This window comes from Cronobacter dublinensis subsp. dublinensis LMG 23823 (assembly GCF_001277235.1).
Lineage (GTDB): Bacteria > Pseudomonadota > Gammaproteobacteria > Enterobacterales > Enterobacteriaceae > Cronobacter > Cronobacter dublinensis.
The window spans coordinates 2,117,813-2,131,535 of the sequence record NZ_CP012266.1 but is presented as its reverse complement, the minus strand read 5'-3'; the positions used below and the strand labels follow the sequence as shown (position 1 = coordinate 2,131,535).

12 protein-coding genes are annotated in these 13,723 nt (G+C 63.1%); 7 read left to right on the top strand and 5 right to left on the bottom strand.

Annotated features, from left to right (window positions below; genetic code table 11):
* The first annotated feature begins 42 nt into the window (after positions 1–42).
* Entirely contained in the window at positions 43–1,647 is a 1,605-nt protein-coding gene (locus AFK67_RS09705; RefSeq protein WP_038883687.1) for an alpha-amylase family protein, read from the top strand.
* 3 nt (positions 1,648–1,650) lie between these two features.
* Here the strand turns inward: AFK67_RS09705 and AFK67_RS09700 are convergent, their stop codons facing one another.
* On the bottom strand, positions 1,651–2,637 hold the full coding sequence (locus tag AFK67_RS09700) for an SDR family oxidoreductase (protein ID WP_038883691.1): 987 nt from the start codon (positions 2,635–2,637) through the stop codon (positions 1,651–1,653).
* Positions 2,638–2,751: 114 nt separating this feature from the next.
* Positions 2,752–4,689 carry a methyl-accepting chemotaxis protein gene (locus tag AFK67_RS09695; RefSeq protein WP_007710204.1) on the bottom strand — a complete coding sequence of 646 codons (1,938 nt, stop codon included), beginning with the start codon at positions 4,687–4,689 and terminating at the stop codon, positions 2,752–2,754.
* Positions 4,690–4,949: 260 nt separating this feature from the next.
* Here AFK67_RS09695 and AFK67_RS09690 point away from each other — a divergent pair, with 260 nt between their 5' ends.
* Positions 4,950–5,222: a hypothetical protein gene (locus tag AFK67_RS09690; RefSeq protein WP_234013071.1), complete on the top strand. Its 273-nt coding sequence runs from the start codon at positions 4,950–4,952 to the stop codon at positions 5,220–5,222.
* A 123-nt stretch (positions 5,223–5,345) separates the two neighbouring features.
* On the opposite strand, the gene AFK67_RS09685 is transcribed toward AFK67_RS09690, so the two are convergent.
* The gene (locus tag AFK67_RS09685) at positions 5,346–5,525 is read right to left on the bottom strand and encodes a hypothetical protein (protein WP_007710208.1); all 180 of its coding nucleotides are present in this window, start codon (positions 5,523–5,525) and stop codon (positions 5,346–5,348) included.
* Positions 5,526–5,635: 110 nt separating this feature from the next.
* Positions 5,636–6,295 (bottom strand): GntR family transcriptional regulator, encoded by a 660-nt coding sequence (locus AFK67_RS09680; protein WP_007710209.1) that lies wholly within the window; start codon positions 6,293–6,295, stop codon positions 5,636–5,638.
* Positions 6,296–6,472: 177 nt separating this feature from the next.
* Between AFK67_RS09680 and AFK67_RS09675 the strand changes: the two genes are divergently transcribed.
* From AFK67_RS09675 to AFK67_RS09655, 5 genes are read left to right on the top strand one after another with little or no spacing between them, the layout of a single operon-like run.
* Entirely contained in the window at positions 6,473–7,966 is a 1,494-nt protein-coding gene (locus tag AFK67_RS09675; RefSeq protein WP_007710211.1) for an ABC transporter substrate-binding protein, read from the top strand.
* Positions 7,963–8,808 (top strand): ABC transporter permease, encoded by an 846-nt coding sequence (locus AFK67_RS09670; RefSeq protein WP_007710213.1) that lies wholly within the window; start codon positions 7,963–7,965, stop codon positions 8,806–8,808. The genes AFK67_RS09675 and AFK67_RS09670 overlap by 4 nt, the downstream gene beginning before the upstream one ends.
* Positions 8,808–9,722: an ABC transporter permease gene (locus AFK67_RS09665; RefSeq protein ID WP_007710216.1), complete on the top strand. Its 915-nt coding sequence runs from the start codon at positions 8,808–8,810 to the stop codon at positions 9,720–9,722. The genes AFK67_RS09670 and AFK67_RS09665 overlap by 1 nt, the downstream gene beginning before the upstream one ends.
* Complete coding sequence (locus AFK67_RS09660) at positions 9,719–11,065, top strand: M20 family metallopeptidase (protein WP_007710218.1); 1,347 nt, start codon at positions 9,719–9,721, stop codon at positions 11,063–11,065. Before AFK67_RS09665 ends, AFK67_RS09660 begins: the two co-directional genes overlap by 4 nt.
* A 17-nt stretch (positions 11,066–11,082) precedes the next feature.
* Positions 11,083–12,060, top strand: a complete 978-nt coding sequence (locus AFK67_RS09655; RefSeq protein WP_038883695.1) for an ornithine cyclodeaminase family protein — start codon at positions 11,083–11,085, stop codon at positions 12,058–12,060.
* On the opposite strand, the gene AFK67_RS21760 is transcribed toward AFK67_RS09655, so the two are convergent.
* Positions 12,057–13,670, bottom strand: coding sequence for a dipeptide ABC transporter ATP-binding protein (locus AFK67_RS21760; RefSeq protein ID WP_007724622.1), 1,614 nt, complete (start codon positions 13,668–13,670; stop codon positions 12,057–12,059). The two genes, AFK67_RS09655 and AFK67_RS21760, sit on opposite strands and share 4 nt — an antisense overlap.
* Positions 13,671–13,723 lie beyond the last annotated feature (53 nt).

Genomic DNA, 13,723 nt, shown 5'->3' with positions numbered 1-13,723 from the left:
CGCCTATACTAAAAGCTGATTTCCGCCAAAAGGAGTCCGCTTATGAGCCGTCTGTGGCACCAGAACGCCGTCATTTACCAGATAGATCCCACGCGTTTTTTTGACAGCAACGCCGACGGCTGGGGAGACCTGCGCGGCATTGTCGAAAAGCTCGACTATGTCGAATCGCTTGGCGCGACCGCCATCTGGCTGACCCCGTTTTATCTCTCGCCGCGACGCGATAACGGCTATGACGTGGAAAACCATACCGAACCGGACCCGCGCATCGGCTCGCTGGAGGATGTGGAGTGGCTGATTGCCGAGGCGGGCAAGCGCGATATCCGGGTGATTATCGAGCTGGTGGCGCAGCACACGTCAGATACCCACAACTGGTTTCTGGAGGCGCGCAAAGGCCGCGACAGCCCGTTTCACAACTTTTACCTCTGGCGCGACACGCCGGGGCCGGATGAGCCCGCGCCGATGTTTCCGACCGTCGAGCCGCATATCTGGCGCTTTGATGAACAGGCGCAGCGCTATTACCGCCACCTCTTTTACCATCACGAGCCGGATCTCAACCTGCGCCACCCCGATGTTATCCAGGCCATCGACCGGGTGCTGCGCTTCTGGGCCGGGAAAGGCGTAGCGGGCTTTCGCGTCGATGCGGCCTCGCATATGGTGGAACAGGCGAGCCTGCCGGGCGATCGGGAGAGCGGCTACCGGCTCTTCAACCACTTCTATGACCTGCTGACCGAGGATCATCCGGATATGATCCTGCTGGGCGAAGTGGACGTGAACGTCTCGGAATTCAAGGATTTCTTTGGCGGCGGCAAACGCCTGACCACGCTTCTGAATTTCTGGATCAACAAAAACACCCTCCTGGCGCTGGCGCGCGAAGAAGCCGCGCCGCTGGTCAAAGCGCTCAATGAACTGCCGATGCCGCCCGCCAACGGCGGCTACTGCTTCTGGCTGCGCAACCATGACGAGCTCGACCTCGAAGATTTGGCGCCGGAAGATTATGAGTTCGTGATGGAGAAATATGCTCCGGAGCCGGATATGCGTATCTACGGACGCGGGATCCGCCGCCGTCTGGCGCCGATGCTCAACGGCGACGAGCGTCAGCAGGCGATGGCGCACGCCCTGCTCTTTTCGCTGCCGGGCACGCCGGTAGTGCGCTACGGCGCGGAAATCGGCATGGGAGATCTGCTTTCCCAGCCGGAGCGGGAATCGGTGCGCACCCCCATGCAGTGGCACGCGGGGCCGGGCGCGGGGTTTTCGGCCTGCGATCCGGCGCGCTTTGTGGAGCCGCTGATAGCGGACGGCCCGTTTCGCTACGAGGCCATTAACGTCGAAGAACAACAAGCGCGCGAAGGCTCACTGCTGCACCGCATTCGCGCGATTATCGCGGTCTGGCGCACCCTGCCGGAGATCTGCTATCAGCATTTTCACCCGTTCACGGTGCGGGAAAAAAGCGTGTTCGCGGTGCGCTATCAGAATAATAACGTCGCGACCCTGATGCTCACCAATCTGAGCCACGCGCCCGTGACGGTGGATTTAGGCGAGCTTGATTTAACGGACGCCCGCGAGATCCTGGCGGATGATGAATATCCGCCAGTCGCCTGCGAGCTGCGCATCAACGGCTACGGTTACCGCTGGCTGCGCGTGCGTTAATCCTTAACGGCGGCGGAACAGGCTTTTCAGCAACAGTCCGGCCACCGCCACCGCCGCCACGCCCATCACGCGGGAATCGACGGCCACGGCCTTGCTCTTCGCCTGGCTGTCAAAACGCCCGTGCGCCTGATGGCCATTTTCCAGCGGCTGGAACAGGTAGTCGGGGCGCTGCGTCGGTTCGGCCTCGTCGGTCAGTTGCCCTTCCCAGGTTTTCGTGACGTAGCGGTCAAGAAGACCGGGGAAAAACATATTGCCGACAATCGACATCACCGTGTTTTTGCCAAGCCATACCTCGCGCGGCGGACGGCGCGCCACGGCGGCGTCATAAATCGCTTTGGCGGCCACTTCGGGCTGATAAATAGGCTCCAACGGCTGCATACGGTGATGAAACTTATTGCGCGCCCAGTTGAACTGCGTGGTGTTGATGGCAGGCAGCTGCACCATCGACACCCGTACGCCGCTCTTCTGATGCAACAGCTCGCAACGCAGGGAGTCGGTAAACGCGCGGATCGCCGCTTTCGCCCCGCAGTAGGCCGATTGCAACGGAATAGAGCGCCACGCGAGCGCCGAGCCCACCTGGATAATGGTGCCGCTGTCGCGCAGCTGCATATAGCGCAGCGCGCTACGGGTGCCGTTCACCGCGCCGAGGTAGGTTACTTCGGTGACGCGGCGGAACTCGTCAAAACTGATATCCTCCACCGGCGCGAGCACGGTCGTCATGGCGCAGTTGACCCACACCGACATCGGACCCAGTTCGTTTTCGATACGCTCCGCCGCGTTACTCACCTGCTGCGGATCCGCGACGTCAGCGCAGATGCCCAGCACTCGCCCGCCGTAGCGCTTTAACTCTTCCGTGGTCTCCGCCACGCCCTGCTCTCCACGGGCAATGATCGCCACATCATAGCCAGAGGCCGCAAAGTAACTGGCTGTCGCGCGCCCGACTCCTGAACTGCCGCCGGTCACGACAGCAACAAAGGCGTTTTTTGTCATGTCGTTATCCTGATTTGCGTTAAGGGTAACGAAAGCTTAGTACAGCGCGGGAAAAGTGAGCGCCCGGCAAGCCGGGCGCGAGAGAAGAAAATAGCGTGAGGCGAAGGCGCAACGTCAGAACGTGGTCCAGCCCTCATCGGTCACGGGCTGGCGTGGCGCGACCGGCGCAGGTGCGACCGGACGCGGGGCCAGGCCAACAGGCGGGCGCGCTGAACCGCTGTGCGCCTCCAGGCGGAACGCGCCGACGAGCCCGCGCAGGCGTGCGGCCTGGGCTTCGAGATCGCCTGCGGCGTTTGACGAGGCGCTGACCAGCGCGGCGTTCTGCTGCGTGGTGGCGTCAAGCTCGCCGACCGCGCGGGAGATCTGCTCGATGCCGCGGCTCTGCTCCTGCGACGCCGATGAAATCTCTTCCATAATATCGTTCACGCGGGTGACGGAGCTCACCACATCGTTCATGGTCTCCCCGGCGCGGGCCGCCAGCGTACTGCCGGTTTTGATGCGATTTACCGACTCATCAATCAGCACCGCGATATCCTTCGCCGCCTGCGCGCTGCGCTGGGAGAGGCTGCGCACTTCGGCGGCGACGACCGCGAAGCCGCGACCATGTTCGCCCGCGCGGGCTGCTTCCACCGCCGCGTTGAGCGCCAGAATGTTGGTCTGGAACGAAATGCTGTTAATCACCTCGGTAATGTCGGCGATTTTGCGCGAACTGGCGGAGATATCCTGCATCGTCTGCACGACATCGCGTACCACGTCGCCGCCGCGCCCGGCAGTTTGAGAGGCCTCTGCGGCTATCTGGCTGGCGTGGCGGGCGTTGTCGGCGTTGTTTTTCACGGTCGCGGTGAGCTGCTCCATGCTGGCGGCGGTCTGCACCACGGCGCTCGACTGCTGTTCGGTGCGCGTCGCCAGCGCGCTGTTGCCGGAGGCTATTTCGCCTGCCGTGTGGGTAAGACGCCCGACGCTCGCGCGCAGCTCGCCGGTCATCTCGCGAAGCCGGCCGTTCATGCGCGCCATCGCGCCGGTAAGCTTACCGAATTCATCCCGCCTCCCGGTCTCAATGTGGGCGCTCAGGTCGCCATCGGCGATGCGCTCGGCGAGCGCCAGGTTCATCATCAGCGGGCGCACAATCTGGCGGCTGATGGCCCAGGCCACGATAACGCCGAGGAAGATAGCCAGCGCGCCGAGGATCAGGGCGAGCGTCGAAGAACCGGATGAGAGTGCCTCGTTCTGCGCTTTGGTGAGCGTCACCATCTGTTTAATCGCCGCACTGCTGCGATCGCCTGCGGTTTTCACCGTGCTCTCAGCGCCTTTCAACGCGTCCCAGGCGGCATAGTAGTCGCGGCTTAACGTCTGGTAGCGCACCGTGTCCTGCCACAGACCGGCAAACGGCGGCAGCAGCTCCGGCGACAGGCGGCTCATCAGCGCCTGATACTGCCCTTCTACCGCCTGAAAACGACTGGCGAGCGCCTGGTTCGCCTGTTCAGTGCTGGTAAAGCGCAGCGCATAGGCGTCATCACGCAGGCTGCTGATGGCGAACAGCAGGTCGTAAATGGCGTAAGAGAGTTCGGCGTCGGCCACCGGCGTGCGGATAAGCTCCGTATAGCGCGCGGTCTCATCCTTGCCTGCCAGCGCGTCGAGCTGCGCGCGGATCTGGCCAAGCTTGCCGGTGGCGTCGCTCATGGTGGTCACGCTGCTCTGGAAGCTTTGCAGATAGCGCTGGATATCATCGACCGTGGCGCGCTCGCTCGCGGACCACTCCAGCGCCTGCGCCTCGCCGGTGCGGGCCAGCGCTTCATCGACATAGCGGCTCATCAGCGCGCGGGCGTCGTCATCGCCGGTATAGAAATATTTCAGCCGGTTAATTTTGGCCTGAAAGACATCGATATTGATGTCGTAGATGAGATTGCTTTTAACATAGACGTCGCGGATGGCCATAAAGCGCGCCACGGAGAGTGCGGTCGCCAGCGCCACCAGCAGCAGCACCACGCCAAATCCGGCGGCGAGCTTGCGGGTTATGCGAACGTTGCGTAATCGGTTTACCAGTACAGCCATCCTGCCCCCTGTTCACGATAGTCGGCCCTCATAAAAAAGCCACAGAAGGTTATCGGCTGACGTGCCGGTTTTTTTAGCAAAAAGAAGAAATTATCGCCAAAAAAATCGCGTTAAGCGAAGCGGTGGAAAAACGAGCAGCCTGCGACGGCGCGGGGCGGGTGCGGTGGGAAAAAGTCACGCTGACAGGACTTGCCGCCTGGGCGGTTTTACGCTTTCATGAGGCCCGCAATCCCCTTTCACCGAGATAACCCGACATGGTCATGGCGACACTTGCCCGACGCGCGGCTAAAACGCTGCTGTTTGTAGCACTTTTCTGCGTCTTTGCGCGTGTTATTGACGCGTCACGCTTTATCAGCCTGGAGACGGCTAACGCGTTCGCGCGCGGGTTACACGGCAGCGCTAATCAGGAAAATTACGACGACCTGTGGTTTTTTACCGATCTCATTGCCTCTGCGCTGTGCGCGGTTATCGCCTGGCGCGCCATGATGGGCGTCTGGCGCAGGATAGCAGCGTCGCGTAAGCCTCTGGCATAAACCTTAACGCAATAAAAATGGCCTTTTACACGAGAGCCTCGCGGGAAGCTGTCGTGACAAAGGCCATCGCGCGGCGTGCATAACTCATTCCAGTAGCGCAGCCGTATACCGCGTCGATAGCGGTTAGCGCGGGCGGTGCAGGCCCGAATCGATATTGCCGAAATCGAGACCATACAGGTGTCCGTAAGGGATAAAGGATTCGAGCATCAACGCGCGCGCCTCGGGCGGCTGCGGCGTGAGCCAGGCTCTGAGCATGCGGCGCAGGCGTGTGCGCGACGCATGACGACGGTCGGGGGTGTGCATGATTATCGCCTCCTCGGCGGGTGCGCAGGCGCTGTGCTGCCCTGTCAGTTAAGCGCCGGGGAGACGAAAAGGGAAATACGCATTCCGGCAATGGTTTGCCGGGGCGCGTCTTAGCCGAAGTACTGTTTTTTAAGTATCGATGCGCCGTCGTTAATCGACTGGTGTATCGCGCGCACGCAGGCCTCGCTGTCGCCCGCCTCCAGCGCCGCCAGTAAGTCGTCATAATTATGATGACCGCGCACAAAATCTTCCGACTGCGGGTAAAGATAGTTAAAGCACGGCCCGATGCGCATCCAGAGCTGCTCTATCAGCGCCACCAGCGTCGGCATTTCAGCCCAGTTGTAGATCTGAAAGCGAAACGCGCGATTCGCCTGCAGCGCCTGCTCGACATTGCGGGCAAGCTTGGCGTCGCGGAACGCGTCGCAGAGTTCGCGCAGGTGTTCCATCCGCGCAGGCGTAATATGCGCGGCCGCCGCTTCAACGGCCATCCCTTCGAGATTTTTGCGGATCTTCGTCACTTCGTCGTAGCGCGCTTCGCTGATTTCCGGCACCAGAAACGCCTGCGCGGGCGTGGCGTGCAGCGCGCCGGACGAGACCAGGCGCAGCAACGCTTCGCGAACGGGCGTGATGCTAATCCCCAGCTGATCGGCTATCTCTTTCGTGACCAGACGCGCGCCAGGACGCAGGCTGCCGACGATAAGGGCGTTTTTCAGTCTCACTTCCACTTGCATGGTTAAACTCAGGCGTTGCGCTTTTTCCAGATCCAACATGTTTATTTCCTGTCGTAAAAAATTTACTTTGTATTAGCAGGCGCTTAACTGACGTCTCATCATCCTGACCAGAGGATATATGTTATATCCTTGATAACATGGCTTTAGGGGTCAGGAAAACCCAAAATAATCAAAACATTCACTGACCAGTACGACAACCATTAAGGTATTGACCTAATGAAACGACTGTCCCGTAAGCTTCTCTCTCTTTCTGTGGCGCTCTCATTATTCGCTCCGCTCAGTCAGGCCAGCTCGCTGACTATCGCGCAGCCGACTTCCGCCACCGCCATGGACCCCGGCTTTCTGAAAGAAGCCGCGACCCTGGTGGATAACGTTTTCGATACGCTGGTGCTGCGCGACGCGCAGATGCAACTCAAACCCGGCCTCGCCACCCACTGGGAAGCCGTTAATGACACCACATGGCAGTTCGATCTGCGCAAGGATGTGAAATTTACCAACGGCGAGCCGGTCAACGCCGCGGCGGTAAAATTCTCCATCGACCGTATTCTCGACCCGGCCAACCACGCGCCCACCATCTCGTATATCCGCACCATTAAATCGGTGGAGGCGGTCGGCGATTATCAGGTGCGTATTCATACCAATGGCCCCGACCCGCTGCTGCCCACCCGAATGAGCCGTTATCCAGCGTATATCGTGCCGCCTGGTTATGTAAGTAAAGTCGGTGCTGCGGAATTTGCACGAAAACCTGTCGGAAGTGGCGCTTATATCGTCAAAACTTTCGTGCCGGACGAGCGCGTGGTGATGGAAGCGAACCCCAACTACTGGCGCGGCAAGCCGTCGATTGACGAAGTGACCTGGCGTCCCATCCCGGAAGCGACCGCGCGGATCACCGCGCTGCTGACCGGTGAAGCGCAGTTGGTTGAAGGCGTACCGGCAGACCTCGCGCCGCTGGTGAAAAGCAAGCCGGGCGTGAAGCTTGAGCAGGTGAAAGGCGGCGGGCTGACCATTTATCTTGGCATCAAGAATAACCAGCCGCCGTTAAACGATGTGCGCGTGCGTCAGGCGCTGTCGCTGGCGCTGAACCGCGACGCCTATACCCAGTCGCTGCTGCACGGCTTCGGCACGCCGACCGGCACACTCGCGGGCCCGAAAGACTATGGCTACAAGGCGATTGCCGCGCCAAAACAGGATCTGGCGAAAGCTAAAGCGTTGCTCAAAGAAGCCGGTTTTGCTGACGGCTTTACCCTGAAGTTCCAGGCGCCGCGCCGCTATATCGCCAGCGCTGACGTGGGCCAGGCGATTGTGCAGGATCTCGCCGCTATCGGCGTGAAGGCGCAGCTTGAAGTGCCCGAGTGGTCGGTCTATACCCAGCAGGTGGCGTCCGGCAAACAGGCGCCGCTGTATATGCTCGGCTGGGGCTCCACCCAGACGCTCGATGCCGACGCCGCGCTCTACCCGGTGCTGCACGCCAATGAGCCGTACTCGACGGTGAGCGATCCGGCGCTGGATAAGCTTCTGAACGAGAGCCGCGCTACGGTGGACGCCGCGAAGCGTAAAGCGCTGCTGGAGCAGATTCAGGATCGCGTCGCCGCTGAACAGCCGCTGATCCCGCTCTATCGGGAAGACGCGATTTACGCCTCCAGTGACAACGTCACGTTTAAAGGGCGTGAAGATGCGCGCGTGTCGCTGTTCGACATGAGGGTGAAATGATCTTCCCTGGCCGATACGCATCCCGTTCACGTCGCCGTCCCCTGCCGGGGGACGGCCTTCTTGGCGGCGGGCTGCTGACAATACTTATTGTCGCCGCGCTGCTCTCTCCCTGGCTCCCCTTGCCCGACCCGTTAAAAAGCGAGCTCAGCGCCGTCTTTCAGGCCCCTGGCGCGGGCCACTGGCTGGGTACTGACCAGCTGGGGCGTGACCTGTTCTCACGCATTCTGGCGGGCGCGCGGCTGTCGCTTTTCGTGGTGATTATCGCCGCCGTTATCGCCGCCACGATGGGGACGCTGATGGGCATGATCGCCGGTTACTTCGGCGGCTGGGTCGACGCGCTGATTATGCGGCTTATCGACATCCAGCTGGCGGTGCCGTTCATCCTGCTGATCCTGCTGGTGATGGCGCTCTTCGGCACTTCGCTTGCTAATATCATTGTGATTATGGGCGTGACGAGCTGGGCGATTTACGCCCGCGTCGCGCGCGCCAGAACGCTGGAAATCCGCGAGCTGGAGTATATCGACGCCGCGAAAACCATGGGTTTTTCGCACCTGCGCATTATGCTGCGCCATATTTTGCCTGCCCTCGCCACCCCGCTGCTGGTGCTGCTAACGCTCGATATTCCCCGGCTTATTGTGCTGGAGGCGTCGGTCGGGTTTCTCGGCATGGGCATTCAGCCGCCGACGCCGACGCTTGGCAATCTTATCGGCGAAGGCCGCGCCTATATGCTGCTCGCCCCCTGGCTGGTGGTCTGGCCCGGCTGCGCTATTGCGATGCTGGTGGTGGGCTGTAACCTTCTCGGCGACTACTGGCTGCGTACCACGCAGACGAGGGTCGAATAATGGCGCGTTATCTGATTTCGCGGTTTTTCCAGGCGCTGCTGGTGATGTTTGGCGTGTCGCTGCTTATCTTCTTCAGCCTGCATCTGACGGGCGACCCGGCGGCGGTGATGATGCCGCCCGGCGCCACATCGCAGGAGATTGCGGATTTCCGCCACGCGATGGGCTTTGACCGCCCCTTGCTTGCGCAATACGCCGACTACGCAGGCCACCTGCTGCGCGGCGATCTCGGCGACTCCCTGCGCTACGGCCAGCCGGTGTCGACGCTGATTGCCGAACGCCTGCCCGCCACCGCGCTGCTGGCGTTAACGGCGCTGGCCTGGAGTACGTTCGCCGGGCTGGCGCTCGGGCTTATCAGCGCGCTGTGGCGCGACAGCATCTGGGATCTGCTGGCGCGCCTGGTGGCCTTCAGTGGTCAGGCGGTGCCGGTGTTCTGGCTGGGGCTCCTGATGATTTTGTTCTTCAGCCTGCAGCTGCGCTGGCTGCCCTCCGGCGGCTACGGCGATCCGCTACAGCTCATCATGCCTGCCGTCTGTCTTGGCGCGTATTACATGAGCGCAATGGCGCGTCTGGTGCGCGCCAGCCTGATTGACGTGCTGGACCAGGAGTATATCCGCACCGCGCGCGCCAAAGGGCTCAGCGCCTGGCGGGTGCTGGTGCGCCACGGGCTGCGCAACGCGCTGATCCCGGTGGTGACGGTTCAGGGGATCTCGCTCGCCGCCCTGCTCGGCGGCGCGCTGGTCACCGAGATTATCTTCGCCTGGCCCGGTATCGGCCGCCTGGCGGTGCAGGCCATCCAGAACCGCGATTTCCCGCTGGTGCAGGGCGTGGTGCTGCTCGCCGCGCTGACGTTCGTGGTCGTTAACCTGCTGATTGATTTGCTTTATCTGGTATTAAACCCGAGGATCCGTTTATGACCGTTCAGCCGCATGCCGATGTGGATGCGACCCTGGAACTGCTGTCGTCACTCACCGCCTGGCAAAGCGTGGCGGATGAGCCCGCCGAGCAGCGGTCGCTCGCCGCCTGGCTGGAGGCCTGGCTTGTGGAGGCGCTGGACGCGCAGGTGATGCTGCCGGTCGCGCAGCAGCCCGCCGACAGCCCGCCGCTGGTGCACGTGCGCGTTGATATCGGCGCGCCCGACACGCTGGTGCTCTACAACATGTATGACGTGATGCCCGCAGACAGCGAGGGCTGGCAGGTCGACCCGTTCACCGGCGGCATTCGCCGCTGGGCCGATAAGGGCGACGTGTTTATCTCGCGCGGCGCGGAAAACAACAAAGGCCCGCTGGCGGGTATGCTCACCGTGGTGCGCGAGCTGTGGCAGAGCGGCATGCTCGCCACTAATCTTGAGATCCTGCTTGAAGGCGAAGAGGAGTGCGGCAGCGGCGCCTTACGTCGTTATCTCGCCCGCACGCCCTGCCCGGTGTCGCCTGCGCTCGCCGTGCTTTTTCCGTCGCTGTGCGAATATGGCGGCGGCGCGCCACGGCTGTATCTTGGCTTTACCGGCATGACCTCAGGCCGTCTGCGCGTCGCGGGCGGCGACTGGGGCGGCCCGCAGGCCGCCATTCACGCCAGCAACGCGGCCTGGATTGCCAACCCCGCCTGGCGGCTGGTGCAGGCGCTGGCCGCCATCGCGCCCGCCGGGCGCAACGGCGTGCTGGAAACGCTGCCGCTGGATGAGCCCGCCCTGCGCTGGCTCGACGAACTGGCGCCGCAGTTCAGCATTGCCGACGAGCTGACGATGCGTAAAAGCCAGCGGCTGACCGTTGAGGGCGACAGCCGCGAGGCGCTGGCGTTTTTACTTGGCAGCGCGGTGTTCAATCTCAGCGAAATCCGCACCTCGCCGCTGCCAGGGCGCGGTATTATCCCCCCGCTCGCCTGCGCCGAGTTCGCCCTGCGCACCCCGCCCGGCAGCTCGCCCTCGCAGCTGCTGGACGCCATGCGCGCGCAGCTCAGGATGCAGGCGATCGCAGGCGTGAAGCTTATTGTTGACGACAGCTATCCGGGCCGCCGCTTTTCCGAAGAAGACCCCGGCGTGCTGGAGCTGTTAAACAGCTATCACCAGCAGCAGGCCTGCCCGCAAATCTGGCCCTGGGCGCCCGGCTGCGCGCCGGCGTATGCCTTCGCGCCGGTTGCGCCCGCGTTTCTGATAGGCGGGCTTGGCTACGGCGGCAACGCGCACGGCGTGAATGAGTTTGTCACCCTGCGCGGGCTTACGCGGTTTACCCGGTCGCTTCGCGACTGGCTGCTCTCATTCTGACGGTTCAGGAGATACTCATGCGATTTCTGAGCGGCCCCCAGGTGGCAAGCCTCGGCGGGCTCGACCCGCACGCGGCGCTGCGCGATGTCACCGACACAGTAAGGCTGATAGCCGCAGGCGACGCCGTCATGCCTGCCGAAACGCACGTCCCGCTCGATACCCCGCCGGGCAAGATCTATGCGCTGCCCGCGCGCGTCGGCGGGCGCTTTAACGCCACGGGCGTGAAGTGGACTGCGCACCGCCCGCAGCCTCAGGACGGCCTGCCAATGGCGCTGACGGTAACGCTGATTAACCGTGCCGACAGCGGCCTGCCGGTGGGACTGGTGGAGAGCGGCGGGCTGACAGCCGTGCGCACCGCCGCCGTCTCGGCGCTCGCGCTGCGCCACGCCGCGCCGCGCCCGGTGAAACGCGTGCTGCTGCTCGGCGCGGGCGTCCAGGCGCGGGCGCATCTCGCGATGCTCAGCGCGCAGTTCCCGTCTCTTGAGGCGCTCGGCCTGTGGAACCGCACGGCGGAGCGTCTCGACGCCCTGAGCGCGGCGGCGCTGCCCTTTGCGTGCGAACGTTATCGCCATCCCGACGACGCGCAGGCGCAGCCGTGGGATGCGGTCATTACCTGTACCGGCGCGCAGCAGCCGTTTCTCGGCCCCGACTGGTTTACGCCCGGCAGGCTGGTGATGCAGATTGGCTATCATGAAGTGAGCTTTGCGGCCATTAAACGTGCCACACAGGTAGTGGTGGACGCCTGGGGCGAGTTTCGCCATACCAGCGCCAAAAGCCTGTTTCAGATGTATCGCGCTGGCGAATTCCCGGATGACGGCTGGGTGGCGGATCTTACGGCGCTGGTCAGCGGGCGCTGGCGTCCGGCCCCTGACGACTGCGTCTATTTTTCGTCGTTCGGCCTGAACGTGTTTGATATCGCGCTCGCCGCGCGCGTGTTGCAGGCGGCGGAGCGCGACGAGGTGGGCACGCCGCTTGCGCTGTTCGGCGCGCCTTAAGCGCTGTCGCGCAGGCGCAGCGCCTGATGCAGATCCGGCGCGCTGTCGATAAGCCGCCGGGTATACGGATGCGCGGGTGAGGCCAGCACCTGATGCGTCGGCCCTTCTTCCACGACCTCGCCAAGATAGAGCACCAGCACGCGATCGCAGAGCTGGCGCACCGCCTGGAGATCGTGACTGATAAACAGCACCGACAGTCCAAGCTTATCGCGAAGCTCTGCCAGCAGGCGCAGGATCTGGCCTCTGACCGGCAGGTCGAGCGCCGCCACGGCTTCATCCGCCACCAGCAAATCGGGCTCCAGCGCCAGCGCGCGGGCGATGGCGATACGCTGGCGCTGCCCGCCGGAAAACGCTGCCGGGCGTCGCTGCGCCCAGGCAGGATCCAGCCCTACCAGCGTCATTAATTCACTCACCCGCGCCGCGATGCCATCACCGTGGCGCAGCCCATGCACGCGCAGCGGCTCGGCGAGTTGCTCGCCGATGCTCATGCGCGGATCGAGGCTCGCGTAAGGGTCCTGAAAAATCATCTGCGCGCGGCGGCGCACGCGTTTCTGCTCGGCGCGACTCGCCTGCGCCATATCGACGCCGTCAAAGAAAATGTCACCGCTGTCCGCTCCGATAAGCCCGATGGCGGCGCGCCCGAGCGTGGTTTTGCCGGAGCCGGATTCGCCGATAAGCCCGACGATTTCGCCGCGCGCAAGGCTGAATGAGGTCGGATGCAGCACTCGCTGGCGCTCCGGCGGCACAAACGGCAGCCGCTGGCGGCGCGGAAAGCTTTTCACAAGACGGGTAACCTGCAACAGCGGCGGCGTCCGGCGTTCGATATCACGCGCCACGGGCGTTTGCGGCGTCGAGGCGGCGATGAGCCGCCGCGTCCAGTCCGCCTGCGGCGCGGTAAAAAGCGGCTCGACCGGGCCCTGCTCAACGATTTCCCCGCCGTTCATCACGCAGGCGCGGTCGGCGTAGCGCGCCACCACGCTGAGATCGTGCGTGACCAGCAGCACGCCCATGCCCATCTCCTGCTGGAGATTTTTTAAAAGCCCGAGGATCTGCGCCTGCAGGGTGACATCCAGCGCGGTGGTGGGTTCATCGGCAATCAGTAAATCCGGTTTGCCGCTGATGGCGCTCGCTATCATCACCCGCTGGCGCATCCCGCCGGAGAGCTGATGAATATACTGGCGCGCGCGCTTTTCCGGCTCGCCGATGCCGACATGACCGAGCAGCGCCACCGCCTCGCGCCATGCGGCTTTCCAGCCGAGCCCGCGATGGCGCACCAGCACTTCGGCTATCTGCTCGCCCACTTTCAGCACCGGGTTCATGCTGCTCATCGGCTCCTGGAAAATCATGGCGATGCGCCGTCCGCGAAGGCCAGCCGGGTATGGGGCGCCGGGGAGAATCGCGTGGGCGTCGTCAAAGCGGATTTCGCCGCCGCTCTGCCAGACGCCGCGCGGCAGCAGGCCGGTGATGGCAAGCGATGTGAGGGTTTTGCCGCAGCCGGATTCGCCGACCAGCGCGACCATTTCGCGGCGGTCAACGGTCAGACTGACGTCATGAAGTAATTCAGCCTGGCGACGTTGCAGGCTCAGATGGGATACGGTTAACAGCGGCACAGGCGGCTCCCGACAACAGGCTTTGGTCGAGCATATCGGCAGCCGCCGTGGTT